Source organism: Rhodanobacter sp. B05 (assembly GCF_002001085.1).
GTDB lineage: Bacteria > Pseudomonadota > Gammaproteobacteria > Xanthomonadales > Rhodanobacteraceae > Rhodanobacter.
In genome coordinates this window covers 1-13,989 of the sequence record NZ_MUNU01000016.1, presented here as the reverse complement: position 1 = coordinate 13,989, position 13,989 = coordinate 1, and the positions used below count along the sequence as shown (strand labels likewise).

Here is a 13,989-nt window from a genome sequence, read left to right as displayed (position 1 = left end):
ATCGATCGCAGTTATTTGCGCAATATGTTACGAAAATGTAATATCATGCGAATAGAATTGTGTGGAAATTGCGAGATTGCGCTCTTCGCGCTGCCAAGGTGTCCGCAGGGGCCAGGCATGGCTACTGGCTCGGGAGCGGCTTTTGCCGCGGTCAGGCGCATGGGTCTCGCAGATTTCACCGAATCCAATCCAGACCTGCCACCCGGAGTGAACCACTGATGAGTAGCTGCATCCGCGCAAAGATCCTGCCTCTAGCGATTACCGCATTGCTGGCGGCCACGCCAGTGTTTGCGCAAGACACTTCCTCGGCGATCTCCGGTCGCGTGCTGGACAGCAACGGCCAGCCGGTTGCCGGCGCCACGGTGAAAATCGTGCACGAGCCGTCCGGTACCACCAAGACCACCACCACTGACGCGGATGGCCGCTACGCAGCGCAGGGTCTGCGCGTGGGCGGTCCGTTCGATGTGACGGCGTCCAAGGCTGGCCTGACCCAGGCCGAGCAGGACAAGGTCTACCTGCAGCTGTCGCAGAGCAGCGCCGTGAACCTGACCATGGGTGTGGTAGCAGCGAAGAATCTGGAGGGCGTGACCGTTACGGCCAATGCGTTGGCGCAGACCTTCACGCCGGACAACAAGGGGCTCTCGACCAACGTGTCGCAGCGCGAGTTGCAGGCCGCACCAACGCCGGGTCGTTCGATCCAGGATATCGCCCGCCTCGATCCGCGCATCGTCATTACCGACCGCGGTGACGGCTCAATGTCGACGATGGGTCAGAACAGCCGTTACAACAACATCAGTGTCGACGGCGTTTCCGTCGGCGACCCGTTCGGCCTGAACTCGAATGGCATGCCGTACATCGGCTCGCCGGTGTCCACCGACACCATCGAGGAATACAACATCTCGACCGCGAACTATGACGTGAGCTCCGACACCGTCGGCGCCAATATCAATGCGGTGACCAAGAGCGGTACGAACGATTTCCACGGCTCGGTCTACTACGCCTACCGCAACGCCGACAAACTGGTTGGCGACGCCGGCTGGTTGGACAAGAATCGTGGCTACAAGGGCTACAAGAGCGACTGGACGGCCGGCGGCACGCTGGGTGGACCGATCATCAAGGACAAGTTGTTCTTCTTCGCGAACTTCGAGAAGGAAAAGACCATTGGCCTGGGTGCCGACTCGGCCAATGGGCTGGATGCTTCGCTGACCGGCAAGTCGACCTCCAACAAGGTTTCACCGGCCGACCTGCAGCGCATCATCAATGCAGCCAACAACCTCGGCCTGAAGCCGGGCTCCTTCAGCGGCGGCACCTCCGACCTGCAGGACAAGCGCTACCTGATGAAGCTGGATTGGAACATCGTCGACAACCATCGCGCGAGCCTGTCCTACCAGCGCACGAAGGAAACCCAGCCGATCGTGCAGGGCAACGCCTCCAACTCCATCGGCCTGACCAGCTACTGGTACACCAAGAACAGCGACACCAAGAACACCGTGCTGCAGGTGTTCGACGACTGGACCAGCAACTTCTCCACCGAGGCCAAGATCGGCTACTCGCAGTTCTCGCAGGTGCGTACGGTCGACACGCAGCAGCCGCAGGTGTGGGTCGACCTGGGCATGTCGGTCGATCCGAAGACGGCCAAACAGAAGGGTTTGGCACCGTATGTCGACCTGGGCGAGGACCAGTACAGCCATTACAACGTACTGGACATCAAGACCTGGAAAGGCCTGTTCGCCGGTACGTTGTATCTGGACGACCACACCATCAAGGGTGGCGTCGACTTCCAGCAGAACAAGATCTACAACCTGTTCGGCCGCACCCAGTTCGGCGCCTACGAATTCTATGGCATCGACAATTTCGAGAAGGGCATCTACGGCTCCTACAACCTCTACCAGCCGGCTTCGGGTTACACGCTGGCCGACGTTGCGGCCAAGTGGACGCTGCGCCAGTACGGGTTCTTCCTGCAGGATACCTGGCAGGCGAACAACAATTTGTCGGTGCAATACGGCGTGCGCGTGAATCTCAACAAGACGGGTGATTCGCCGATCTACAACCCGACCTTCACGACCGCGTTCGGGTATCGCAATGACAACACCATCGACGGCATGAAGCTGGTCGAGCCGCGCCTGTCGTTCAACTACAACCTTGGCGGCGAGCGGATGATGCAGATCCGCGGCGGCGCAGGCCTGTTCCAGTCCAATCCGCCCACCGTATGGATGACCAATCCGTACCAGAACAACGGCGTGACCACGGCCACCTACCAGGTGTTCAACGACCTCGGACAGCAACCCGGCGTGGGCAATACGCTGCCCGTGTTCAGCGCCGACCCGTTCGCGCAGAATCTGCCGCCGGCCAGCCCGCAGATGAATGTGGACACCGTCGATCCGCACTTCCAGTTGCCGTCGGTGTGGAAGATGAGCCTGGCGTTCGATCGCGAGTTGCCGTGGCTGGGCACGATCTTCTCGGCTGAGTATCAGCAGATCATCACCCGCAATGGCATCCTCTACAAGAACATCAACCTCGGCGCACCCACCGGAGTTCTCCCGGACGGACGCAACCAGTACTGGAAGACTCCGGGCGAGGCCAGCATCTCCGGCGACGCGCGGGCCAATCAGGACAAGCGATTCTCCGGCACCTCGACCCTGCTGACCAATACTCACAAGGGCCGCTCCGAGGCGCTGACCCTTTCGCTGAAGAAGCCGTTCTCCGAGAACTGGTTCGGTAGCGTGGGCGTGACCTTCGGCAACGCCACGGAAGTGAACCCGGGCACCTCCAGCCAGGCAAGCTCGAACTACAGCAACAATGCCTGGGTGAACCCGAACGAGGACGTGGCGTCGACGTCGAACTATGCGATCAAGCAGCGCCTGAGCGCTTCGTTGACCTGGCAGCACCGTTTCTTCGGCGACTACGTGACCAGCGTCAGCGCATTCTATGACGGCCACAGCGGTCAGCCGTACAGTTGGGTCTTCGGTAACGATGCCAACGGCGATTCGTACAAGACCGACCTGATCTACATCCCGAACAAGGGGGACGTGAACTTCAAGGCGGGTACCAGCCAGGCCGCGATCGATCAGTTCTACAACTTCATCCAGAGCGACCCTTACCTGAAGGACCATCAAGGGGCCATTGCGGGTCGCAACCGTACCGCTTCGGCCTGGGTAAACCAGGTGGACCTGAGCTTCCGTCAGGAAGTGCCCGGCATCTTCAAGGGCAACAAGGGCGAACTGCGTCTGGACATCTACAACTTCATGAACATGCTGAACAGCGACTGGGGCCAGCAAAGCTACGTGGCTTTCCCGTACACCCGTGCGCTTGCCAACTACGAAGGTGTGGGTGCGGACGGCAAGTACATCTACTCGCTGACCACCGACAAGAACGGCAACTACCAGCCGGTCCAGAAGATCATCTACGATGCCGGTCGCAACACCAAGACCAACGTGGTGTCGCGCTGGTCGGCGATGGTCACGCTGCGCTACACGTTCTAAGCGTATCGCGCTGCCTGACAGGAAAAGCCGGTGCCCGCAAGGGCGCCGGCTTTTTTCTGGCCGCGCATACGCACCGACCAGAGAAGCGAATGCTTGACCCTGTCCGGCGTATGGCCTGAAGCTACATGGTCTGTCCTGCACATGGGCAGCGCCCGTGCAGCAACATGGAGATTCAATGAACACCAATCACGCCGATCCTTCCGACACAACCAAGACAGTCAGCGCGCGCATCTCGCCGATCGGCGGGCTCGACGTACTGTCCCGCAACGAGGTGGCGAAACTGCGCGGCGCCAGCGATTCCGGCCAGCACGCCCTGCTGCGCCGCTGCGCGCTGGCGGTCCTCACGTCGGGCAACATCAGCGACGATCCGCGGGCGATCCTCGAGCAGTATCCGGATTTCGACATCCAGGTGCTGCAGCAGGATCGAGGCATCAAGATCGAGCTGACGAACGCCCCCGCGCAGGCCTTCGTCGACAGCCAGATCATTCGCGGCATCAACGAGCTGCTGGTGGCGGTGGTGCGCGACATCGTCTACGTGTCGACCCAGCTGGAGCAGATCGGCGCCGACCTCGACGAATCCTCCGCACTGACCCAGGGCGTGTTCGAGATCCTGCGCAATGCACGTATCCTGAAGCCGAACATCGATCCCAGCCTGGTGGTGTGCTGGGGCGGCCATTCGATCTCGCGCCAGGAATACGACTACACCAAGGCGGTCGGTTACCAGCTCGGCCTGCGCGGGCTGGACATCTGCACCGGCTGCGGCCCGGGCGCCATGAAGGGGCCGATGAAGGGCGCCACCATCGCCCACTCCAAGCAGCGCCGCCGGCACAATCGCTACATCGGCATCACCGAACCGGGGATCATCGCGGCGGAGTCGCCGAACCCGATCGTCAACCATCTGGTGATCATGCCGGACATCGAGAAGCGGCTGGAGGCCTTCGTGCGCATGGGCCACGGCATCATCGTGTTCCCCGGCGGCGTGGGCACGGCCGAGGAGATCCTCTACCTGCTCGGCATCCTGCTGCATCCAGACAACGCCGGCATCCCGTTCCCGCTGGTGTTCACCGGACCGCACGAGTCGGCCGCCTACTTCGAGCAGATCGACCGTTTCCTGCGCCTGAGCCTGGGCGAGGAGGTGGCGAAGCACTACCAGATCATCGTGGACGACCCGGCAAAAGTGGCGAAGACCATGGTCAAGGGACTGGACAAGGTGCGCCAGAACCGGCTCGATACCAAGGATGCGTTCTTCTTCAACTGGGCGCTGCAGATCCCGCTGGAATTCCAGCAGCCGTTCCGACCCACCCATGAGGCGATGCGCGCGCTGCAGATCCATCACGGACGCCCGCTGCATGAACTGGCGGCCGACCTGCGCCGGGCGTTCTCCGGCATCGTCGCCGGCAACGTGAAGGAAGAAGGCGTGCAGGCGATCGAGCGTAACGGCCCGTTCGATATCGACGGCGATGCAGACATCATGCGCGCGCTGGACAAGCTGTTGCAGGCGTTCGTGGCACAGCACCGCATGAAATTGCCGGGTGGTGCCGCGTACGTGCCGTGCTACCGCGTGGTGACCCACTGAACCGGGCCAGATCCTTCGTCGCGACGGCTTGACAGTTCGCCGCAGCGTCGACAAACTACGCAGCTCACGCCCGAATAGCTCAGCTGGTTAGAGCACTTGACTGTTAATCAGGGGGTCGTTGGTTCGAGTCCAACTTCGGGCGCCAGATTCAAAAGCAAAGGCCGGCAGTTTTCTGTCGGCCTTTGCTTTTCGCGTGATCAGAAACAGAAAGGGCGCCGAGGCGCCCTTCACTGCGTGATGACCGCTGCGGCGTTCAGCGCACCTTGAACAGCGACGGACCCCAGCCGCCACCGGTATAGGACTCGCTGCGGCGGCGATGCATGCGCTCGAGCGTTTCGACCCGGCGCGCTTCGGCCCACTCCACCCGGTTCAGCGTCAGCCCGGCCTTGTTCTCGCCACGCCGTGTCGCCTCGTTGTCGCGCCAGCGGTGGAAATCGTCGTAAGCCTCGATTTCGGGCTGCAGCTCGCGCACGCACAACTCGATCACGATCGCGTCGTCAAGAAAGCCCAACACCGGAACATCGTCCGGCACCAGGTCATCCGGGCTGGAGAAATAGGCCAGTGCGGCCAGCACATTGTCCCTGTTCGCTTCGGGCAAGCCGAAGCCGACGTCCTCGACCATGGCGATCATGGTATCCAGGTGCTTCAGGCGCGTCGTCACGAAATCCGGCAGCGCCTTGCCGCGGGTCTCTTCCACCAGGCTGCGTGCGGCGGCCACGATACCAGCGGCGTCCTGCGTTTCTGTCTTCTTCAGCGCGTCTTCCGCTCTGCGGTTCCGTGCTTCGACAAACAGCTGCAGATCGGAATCATTGAAAGTAATGCTGATGTCCAGGCTCATGGTTGGCGGCTCGCAGGGCGGCGTGGAAAGAGGCCCAGACTATGCCAGCGGCGGCATGGACGTCAATTGGCCGTGAAGCCTGCTTTCCGCGGCTCTGGAGCAGGCTTCAGACGAGGGGTTCAGAGCGAGAAATGCGGGCGGAAAAGCGCTGGATCGAGCATTTCACCAGCCACCGTCAGTACCGCAGCCACTGCCGGAACCGGAGCCGGGGCCACGGTTGCAGCGGCGATCGTGCCTTCAACGTCGCTGGCGAGGCCTTGGCTGAAGGCGGCGAGACCGACATGGTCGAAATCGCCGAGACTGTGCTCGGCATACCGGTCAGATCGCGCCTGCTGCACCTGCGCGGGCGACAGCGCATGGGCAAAGCGCTGAACCCAGGCATTGCCGACGTCGAGCGCCAGCGTGGGCTGGCAGCGCAAAACACCACGCATTTCATGTTGAGCCCGCAAGCCAGCCGTGGGTGGCGGAACCCGGCGCGCCGGCGGGCGCTTCGGACGACTCTTCCGGCGCACCGGTCAGGGATCAAGGCTCAGGCTGACGGCTTCAACGACAGGTGAACGCGTCCGGGCCACTTTCCGGCGCAGCTTTGCACAGGTCGGGCCACTGGTTGGCCTTCCAGTAGGCGAGCAGGCCGATGCGCCTGGCGAAGCCCTGGAAGGCAGGACTTCGGCGTGCGTGGCGAGACCACGCTTCGGGTTGCCATAGCCAGTTCAGATAGGCATCAGACAGACCGCTGCCGCCGTGTTCGTACAGGTCGAACGAGCGTGCCGACTCCCCGATTTGCAGCAACATGGTGGGTGCCCAATCGTCGTGGGCATACGCGTTGACGATGTTCAGCGCCGCCTGATGCCGGGCGGTATTGCCATAACTGCCGCGGTAAATCACTTCGAGTTCGGTTGGCGGGATTTTCGAACCCATTTGGCTTTCGGACTTGGCGAACTCTCTGGCGGATGCCTGCATGTCACCGTCCGCGGCTTCGTAAAACGACAGCATCATCGCTCCGAACGCCGAGCCGGCGACCCCATCACGCTGTGCGAATGCCAGCGCAGCCGCCTTGTCGCCCGATCGCCAGCGCAGCATGCTTTTGTAGAACAGTAACGGTACGTTGGCTGGATCATGGGTCAGCGCCGTATCAATTCGCGCCTCGGCGTCACGCGTGCGGCCCATCGCGGACAGTTCATTGGCGGCCCAGTAGTTGACGGTCGAATCGCCGGGGTCCAGGGTCAGCGCACGCTGCATGGGCTCGACCATGGCGTTGTAATGCCGCTGCGAGAACTGGTTGTAGCTCAAGGCAGCGTAGGCTTCCGCATCGTCGGGATCGAGCGCCAGGGCGCGCTCCGCAGCGCGATCCGACGCTTTCCAGCTGGTCTTCCAGTCACCGGAAACGTATTGCGGCAGCACGGCGTAGGCCACCGCCAGCTTGGACCATGCACGGGCGAAATCCGGGTCGAGCGCGGTGGCCTGTTCGAGTTTGCCGATGGCGCGCGGCAGATTGTCGCCGACACGCGCATTGACCAGGGTCTGTGCTTCCACGAACAGCGCATAGGCGTCGGGATTGTCGGTGCTGTGTTGAACCAGTTGCTGCTTGCCGTGATCGCCGAGTACCACATTCATCTGCGCCGCAATATCGCGCGCGCACGCTTCCTGCAGCTTGAAGACATCGGCCAGGCTGCCGTCGTAGCTTTTGGACCATCGCTGCACGCCGTCGCTGGTCTGTACCAGCGCCACCGTGATGCGCAGCTGTTCGCCCTGCTTGCGCACCGAACCCTCCAGCACATGCGCCACCCCGAGCCGGGTGCCGATCTGCTGCGGGCTGACGTCGGTGCCCTGGAACTGGAACGACGAGCTGCGCCCGATCACCGTCAGTGCCTTGACCCGGGTCAGCGCGTTGAGGATCTCCTCGGCCATGCCCTCGGAGAAATTCTTCTGGTCGTGCGCGGGGCTGAGGTCGTCGAAGGCGAGCACCGCGATCGAGTGGGGCAGGGCGGTTGGCGTGGGTGCAATGGACGTGGGCGAGGCTGCTGCGCTGGTCGTGGGGTTGCCGTCACGGAGAGACACCAGCCGATCGGTGAGCAGCAACACGATCGCCACCGCCATCACGCCGAAGATCCAGTAGTTCAGCTTGCGGCCGGTGGCGTGGGCAATCGAATCGGCCGGGTCGATCTCGCTCTCGCGCTTCAGTCCACTGGGTGTGAACTCGTAGAACCAGGCGAACGCGAGCCAGAACGGAAAGCCGATAGCGGCGGCGACCAGAAACCAGCGCGTCGCCCAGTCCGGCGCGCCGACCGAGGGCCCGAGTTGCGCGATGCCCTGCGCCAGCGCCCACACCGCGCCGGCATACAGCACGCCGGCACGCAGCACATTGCGGCGCTTGAGTTCGGCGAGGAAGGAGGGCTGCCCGGTCATCGCATGGTGCTCATGGCAGCGCCTTGGCTTCGGTCGAGCTCGCATGCGCCGGCCGGATGAGCCAGTCTCCCAAGCAAAAGCTGGTGCCCCCTTGCCCCCATATACAGTTCCATCCTGGCGGCCTGCATCCAGCAAGATTAGCCATTTTCGGCAGGCCTGTCATGGGTTCAGGGGCGGAGCAGGGGCACGAAGCGCGGACGCGACATGACGACCGGTTCCCTGCGCCTTGTAAGCGCACCGGCGACGGGGTCGCGAGTTTTGTTCTGCAATCGTGGCGCATTTGCCGGCAGCCGGACTGCCGACCGTGGTTGCGGCAGGCGTCAACCCATCAGCTGCAGGCGACCAAGCGGAAAGGCCACCAGGTGTCGTCGTGGCGGCCAGTTGCCGCTGTCCGCAAAGTGTCAGAGTCGTGCCCGCGGTAAGTCATGTTGATTTTCCACTGTGCAGGTTTCCACAGAATGGGAGTTGTGCATGCGCTTGTCGACAGCTTGGATTCTCGCCACCGGATTACTCGTGCAGGGTGCATATGCGCAGCCGCCCGCCTCGGAGCAAAAGAATATCGCCGATAATCCCTCGTGGACGGCTCCGCAGAAGCCGTTTCGCGTCTACGGAAGTACCTGGTATGTCGGGCCCCATGGCTTGACCGTCTTGCTCGTCACCGCGCCCACCGGCGATGTCCTGATTGACGGCGGTGTACCGGGGGACGCCGCGCTGATCGAAGCGAATATCCGGGATCTCGGCATCGATCTGCGCGACATCAAGTGGATCCTCAATTCACACGCGCATTTCGATCACGCCGGCGGTTTGGCGCAACTCGCGCACGACACGGGTGCGCAGGTGATCGCGAGTGCCGCGGATGCGGTTTTGCTGGAACGCGGCGGTCACGCTGATCCGGAATACGGCGACAGATTCCCGTTCTCCCCGCTGCAGGTGTCGCGCACGGTGACCGATGGCGAGAGTTTGCACCTGGGTGACTTGGTGCTGACCGCGCACTCGACACCGGGGCATACCAAAGGCAACACCACCTGGACGTGGAAGTCATGTGACGGCAAGCGCTGCCTGCATATGGTCGATGTCGGCAGCCTGTCGGCGCCCGGTTACCGACTGATCGGCAACCCGAAGTACCCGGATATCGTCAAGGATTTCGAGTACAGCTTCGCGATGGTCGCGGCGTTGCCTTGCGACATCGTGCTCAATCCTCACCCGGCCGCCGTGAATTTGTGGGCACGTGTGGCCAGGCGCGAAAAAGGCGATGCGGATGCACTGGTGGATCCCGCGGGATGCCGTGCCTACGTGAAAGCTGCGCGCGCGAGCTTCGAGGCACAACTGGCGAAGCAACGCGCGGGTGGCGGTTCGGAAAAATAGCGGATGAGTCATTCCTTCTTGCATTTCTTGAATCGAAAGCTTGAAGCAGGGCGGCCTGTCGACCCCGACTCACCGCCGCACAGGGGCCCCGGGTAGAGCAGCGGGCCATCGTGGCCCGCATTCGGTGCGCAACCGCTGCGCGGTTGCGAGAGCTGGAGGGCTCAGCCTGACGTTGCCGCCGCTTCTGCTCCCTCTCCCGGACGAAGGCGGGGAGAGGGTTGGGGTCAGCGGGCTCTTGCTTGGCTCAGGCGTTGGTGAAGTAAAGCTCCGAACTGCCGCACTCGGCGCAGTCTCGAAAGAACTGGTTGCCGGCTTTGCGCAAGCGTGGCTTGTGTCCGGGCAGGCAGGTGAACTTGATGGCGGTGTTGGCATGGCACACCGTGCATTGGAAGTAATATCCGTACTTGCCGTGCAGGATGTTGCCTTCGTGGCTGTGACATTCCTTGCACTGCGGGCCGGTGCAGGACGTGGCCCTCGCGGAGGGCGGCGGGACTGCAGCTTTGACTGCCTTGGCCGGAGCCTTCGTCGCCGGCTTGGCGACTGAGGAAGATGCGGCCGGTGTGGATGGTTTGATACTGGTTTCAGTGACAGCCATGGTCGCCGAAGGGATTGGCCACGGTGCGGGGCGATGCAGATTGACAAGTTGTTGCGCCACGTCGCGCACGGTGTCGCCAGAGACGATTTTTGCCGCAGTTCTCATGAGGCCCATGAGCGCATTTTCATTGTCGATATCGCGCCAGATGCGTTCCTTGATCTGGTCAGACTTGATCACGCGGCTGGCGTCGAATTTCCTGGGGCGGTCGATCCGCGCCGACGGTGCAACCAGCACGAAGGTCTGGAACGAGAATGTGATGCGCAGGCCCAATCGCGTGGGCAGCTCCAGCGTATTCATCACGTCGCGCAGCACGGCGATGTGTCGTTCGTTCTGCAGCAGTGGCGATGGCATGCCTTCAAAGGTGTGCTTGTAATCGTTCCAGCGCATGAACTCGCCGTCTTCGGTGATCTTGATGCCGGCGTTGAAGTGCTTGGACTCCAGCACGTAACACTCCATCCAGCGATTGATCAGCAGGTGGTCGATCTGTGCGGTGCGGCCGTTGTGTTCCAGACGCAGGTCATGAATCACCGCCCAGTTGGGCGAGGCTGCATAGTGGAAGTCGATCAGATAAGCCGATTCGGCCTCACCCTTGAGGCCCGCCTTGCGGATGGCGAGATCCTTCGCCGCATGCTTCGCGGCATCACCCGCGCCTGACTTGGTCAACTGCTCCAACTGCGCCAGTTCTTCGCTGTGGTCGTCGGCTTGCTTGATCAACATGTGAGTTCACCGTCCTTGGGACGCTCCGTCATTGGATCAACCAAAGGAGCTGGTTCATTTGCGGCGAATATATCGACAGGTGCAAGAAAGCCAAACTCGCTCAATTGCGGGCGCAATCTGTCGCGCAGGGCATCATGGGCAACCTTTGTCGCGGCCAACTCAGGACCGCCAAGGTCGCGGTCTTTCAGCGTGCTGCGTATCTGCCACCAGCCCGCATCCCATGTCTCGATCTTGAACTTGCCGGTGCGTAGCTGGTTGAGTGAGGCGAAGTAGGCGCGATACACAGCCATGCTGGCAGTCATCAAATCTTGTGCGAGCGGGGACAAGGTTCGGCCGGCCAGCCAGTCGGCGACGAAGCGATCCGTTGCCGTTGGCAACTGCAGGGCGATATCACTGTCGCTGATCGACCACCCATGCAGTGAGGCATGCCGCAGTGGAAAGAAATGATTGGGTACCTGCCAAAGCTTGTCCGCGTAGCTGACATTCTTCATCGCCACCGTGTGGTTGCTGTTGTGGAACAGATTCCAGACTGTGCAGTCGGAGATGAACTCGTCTGTCAATGTGCGAGCCGGCTGCATGAACTGGTCGCGATCGTTATGCCATTCGGCTTTTGGCAATCGGCGCACCGCATGCACCACCATTGCCTTCTCGAAATTCTGCGGCGTGATGCTGTGTCCGCCTGCGCTGGCATAGGGTCCCGAATACAGCGCCGTCATGTTCTGGTGCTGGATGTCGTTACCAGCGCACATTAACGAACCAAGAAAATCAGCGCTGATGCGATCGCGAATATCCGGTCCGGCCGTCTTGACCGTGATGGCGGACGAAAAGGGCGGAAAGGTGGCCACGCCTGGCGGACGATCGATCCACTTGGACAAGAAGCCATCACGATGTGCGCTGCTCAGGAGCTTGCGACCGGTCTTTTCTGCGGAGGTATTGAACACGTCCAGCTCAATGAGTTGATCTTCGAGTGCTTGCTCACGCGTGAGATTCCACAGCAAATGGCCTACGGGGAACTGGCTGGCAACGGACGTACCCCGGAAATTCACGGACGAGAACATGAAACCTCGCTCGAAACCGAAGCGGAATACTTGATCGCGGAATTTCTGGTCATTCGTGGCATTGACATACTTCAACGTGGAGAACAGGCCAAGTCGTGCCTGCTTGCCGCGGAACTCCCGACGGATGCGGTACAGGAACTGCGCGAACAGCTCCCGGCTGACTTCGCCCAGATCATGGGCGTGCATCTGCGCGCGCACCTTGGTATTGGCGACGTCCGATTTGTTGGCGCCTTTGGTGCCGCCCTTCTGAGCGGTGGCGAACGGCGGGTTGATCAGCACGATCCATTTCAGCGCAAGATTGTCCAGGTCGCGACGCAGGCGCTCGGGCATCTTCCAGGTGGCGGCGTTGGCGAAGTCGAAACCACGCTGACCACCGCTGAATCCGTGACTGACGGCGAGGTCGTCGTCGCCGGCGAACAGGTTGCCGATGTCGTCTTCCAGGTAGTTGTACTGGAACACATCTACACCCGGGAAGATCTTCTCCAGATGGGTGACATCCTGGTCATGCAAGGTGGAAAGGTAGATGTACGGCCAGGCCTCGGCCGGCAGGTGGTATTCGAGATTGCCGGTGCCGGCAGCCATGTCCCACAGGCGATATTCACCGCTGCGCCACCATGCGTTCCCGAGTGTCCTCTCCAATCCTTCCAGCGCCTTGGCGGCAAACGCCAGTGGCGTGAAGAATTCGCCTTCGCGCCTTCGGGCGGCGTCGTCGGTCAGTCGATCGATCTTGGCGAGGATGCCGCGCACCACATCGGGGTCGCGTACTTTTTCGTACAACTGCCAGAAGCGCTGGTAATCCTCGGGGAGAATCTTCTTGACCCGCATCTCGTCCGGGCCAACCTGGAAAAACACCTTGCCTTCGGCGGCGATGACCTGGGTGCGCCCCTGCTGGATGTCGGTGACGAAATAACGCGACGGCTTGAAACCATTGCGCACCGACTCGCCAAAGATCTCCGCCCAATGAGCGTAGACCTCTTCGAAGTTGTCTTCGGTGATCAGTTTCTTGTCGCCGAACTGGAACGCGACCTGTTTGGAGAAACGCTGATCCAGCTCAACCAGAACCGCAGCGGCTTCCGCCGGGATACCCAGGTTGCGTGGCATCAATGGGCGGAATGCGGCGTGCGCGCGGACTGCCGAGACCAGCACGGGATCGGGACTCGAAGGGCGAAGATCCCAGTCGAAAAGTGAGCCGTCATCGCTGTACAGGTCTGACCAGTCGACGGCCTCGCCGATCACGGCCTCGTTGCGGTCGGCTATGCACCAGGCCTGCGGGATGCCCTTGGCCGACCCGGCGTATTTCAGTCGATGGAGGTAATACATCAGCTGCGCGATGACAGGTGCCAGCTGTGAGGCGTTGGACAATTTGCGGTCGTACTTGAATTCGAACAATACCTGCGGTGTGTACAGGTCGATGTCGTCCGACGTGTCGTAGTCCAGCTTCAGGTGCCTTGCCCAGGCCGATTTGACGTCTTCCTCGGTCTTGGACTTGTCGAGCCGCTTGAGCAATGTGTTGAGTCGCTTATCCATGCAAATCGTGGCCCTGTCTGAATCGCGAACGCGATAAGACGTTTGTAGCCGCGCGGGCGCTTCATCGCAAGTCGCTTGGGTGCGTGTTGATGCTTTGGGCCCTTGATTTGGTTCTTCTGAGGAGTGTGGGCCAGGATGGCCCGCTGCTCTACCCGGGGCCCCTGTGCGCCGGCTCACGGACTTGCCGCCCGTGGCGAGGGCATGGATGCCCGAGTTGAGGCAACGCAGGAGCAGTTGCCCGATGCCCGGCAAGCGCCAAGCGGGGTGTCGTTTTCTCTGGGCACTTCTCTTTGACTCCGTGTTTAGACCGATGACATGGGTAACGGACGTGCCAGGACATGGGTAACAGTTTAGTCGGCTTCACGCATATCGATGCTGGCCAGCCGATGATGAGCGAAGTAAAGCGTGTAAATGCCGTCCTGGTT

General features: G+C 61.6%; 8 protein-coding genes and 1 tRNA gene. 4 read left to right on the top strand and 5 right to left on the bottom strand.

Annotated features, from left to right (window positions below):
* Positions 1 to 218 precede the first annotated feature (218 nt).
* The 3 genes from B0E47_RS10790 to B0E47_RS10780 all read left to right on the top strand — a co-directional run bounded on the left by B0E47_RS10790 (position 219) and on the right by B0E47_RS10780 (position 5,203).
* Positions 219 to 3,482, top strand: coding sequence for a carboxypeptidase regulatory-like domain-containing protein (locus B0E47_RS10790; RefSeq protein WP_077514274.1), 3,264 nt, complete (start codon positions 219 to 221; stop codon positions 3,480 to 3,482).
* 175 nt (positions 3,483 to 3,657) lie between these two features.
* On the top strand, positions 3,658 to 5,058 hold the full coding sequence (ppnN, locus tag B0E47_RS10785; protein WP_077514273.1) for a nucleotide 5'-monophosphate nucleosidase PpnN: 1,401 nt from the start codon (positions 3,658 to 3,660) through the stop codon (positions 5,056 to 5,058).
* A gap of 68 nt (positions 5,059 to 5,126) precedes the next feature.
* A tRNA-Asn gene (locus B0E47_RS10780) sits at positions 5,127 to 5,203 on the top strand.
* 108 nt (positions 5,204 to 5,311) lie between these two features.
* Here B0E47_RS10780 and B0E47_RS17260 read toward each other — a convergent pair.
* The 3 genes from B0E47_RS17260 to B0E47_RS10765 all read right to left on the bottom strand — a co-directional run bounded on the left by B0E47_RS17260 (position 5,312) and on the right by B0E47_RS10765 (position 8,302).
* Positions 5,312 to 5,896 carry a YkvA family protein gene (locus tag B0E47_RS17260; RefSeq protein ID WP_077514272.1) on the bottom strand — a complete coding sequence of 195 codons (585 nt, stop codon included), beginning with the start codon at positions 5,894 to 5,896 and terminating at the stop codon, positions 5,312 to 5,314.
* A gap of 119 nt (positions 5,897 to 6,015) precedes the next feature.
* Entirely contained in the window at positions 6,016 to 6,327 is a 312-nt protein-coding gene (locus tag B0E47_RS10770; RefSeq protein WP_077514271.1) for a hypothetical protein, read from the bottom strand.
* Positions 6,328 to 6,439: 112 nt separating this feature from the next.
* On the bottom strand, positions 6,440 to 8,302 hold the full coding sequence (locus tag B0E47_RS10765) for a tetratricopeptide repeat protein (protein ID WP_077514270.1): 1,863 nt from the start codon (positions 8,300 to 8,302) through the stop codon (positions 6,440 to 6,442).
* Positions 8,303 to 8,773: 471 nt separating this feature from the next.
* Between B0E47_RS10765 and bla the strand changes: the two genes are divergently transcribed.
* Positions 8,774 to 9,667 (top strand): subclass B3 metallo-beta-lactamase, encoded by an 894-nt coding sequence (gene bla / locus B0E47_RS10760; RefSeq protein WP_077514269.1) that lies wholly within the window; start codon positions 8,774 to 8,776, stop codon positions 9,665 to 9,667.
* Between the two features lie 244 nt (positions 9,668 to 9,911).
* On the opposite strand, the gene B0E47_RS10755 is transcribed toward bla, so the two are convergent.
* A complete protein-coding gene (locus tag B0E47_RS10755) occupies positions 9,912 to 10,934 on the bottom strand; it encodes a nuclease-related domain-containing protein (protein WP_168171056.1) in 1,023 nt (340 codons plus the stop codon).
* A 38-nt stretch (positions 10,935 to 10,972) separates the two neighbouring features.
* Positions 10,973 to 13,564, bottom strand: coding sequence for a hypothetical protein (locus B0E47_RS10750; RefSeq protein ID WP_077514267.1), 2,592 nt, complete (start codon positions 13,562 to 13,564; stop codon positions 10,973 to 10,975).
* Positions 13,565 to 13,989 lie beyond the last annotated feature (425 nt).

What these genes read in the sequence shown, in the direction of transcription:
- B0E47_RS10790 (WP_077514274.1), top strand. Translation starts at nt 219, where the DNA reads ATGAGTAGCTGCATCCGCGCAAAGATCCTGCCTCTAGCGATTACCGCA.
- ppnN (WP_077514273.1), top strand. Translation starts at nt 3,658, where the DNA reads ATGAACACCAATCACGCCGATCCTTCCGACACAACCAAGACAGTCAGC.
- B0E47_RS17260 (WP_077514272.1), bottom strand. Translation starts at nt 5,896, where the DNA reads ATGAGCCTGGACATCAGCATTACTTTCAATGATTCCGATCTGCAGCTG.
- B0E47_RS10770 (WP_077514271.1), bottom strand. Translation starts at nt 6,327, where the DNA reads ATGCGTGGTGTTTTGCGCTGCCAGCCCACGCTGGCGCTCGACGTCGGC.
- B0E47_RS10765 (WP_077514270.1), bottom strand. Translation starts at nt 8,302, where the DNA reads ATGACCGGGCAGCCCTCCTTCCTCGCCGAACTCAAGCGCCGCAATGTG.
- bla (WP_077514269.1), top strand. Translation starts at nt 8,774, where the DNA reads ATGCGCTTGTCGACAGCTTGGATTCTCGCCACCGGATTACTCGTGCAG.
- B0E47_RS10750 (WP_077514267.1), bottom strand. Translation starts at nt 13,564, where the DNA reads ATGGATAAGCGACTCAACACATTGCTCAAGCGGCTCGACAAGTCCAAG.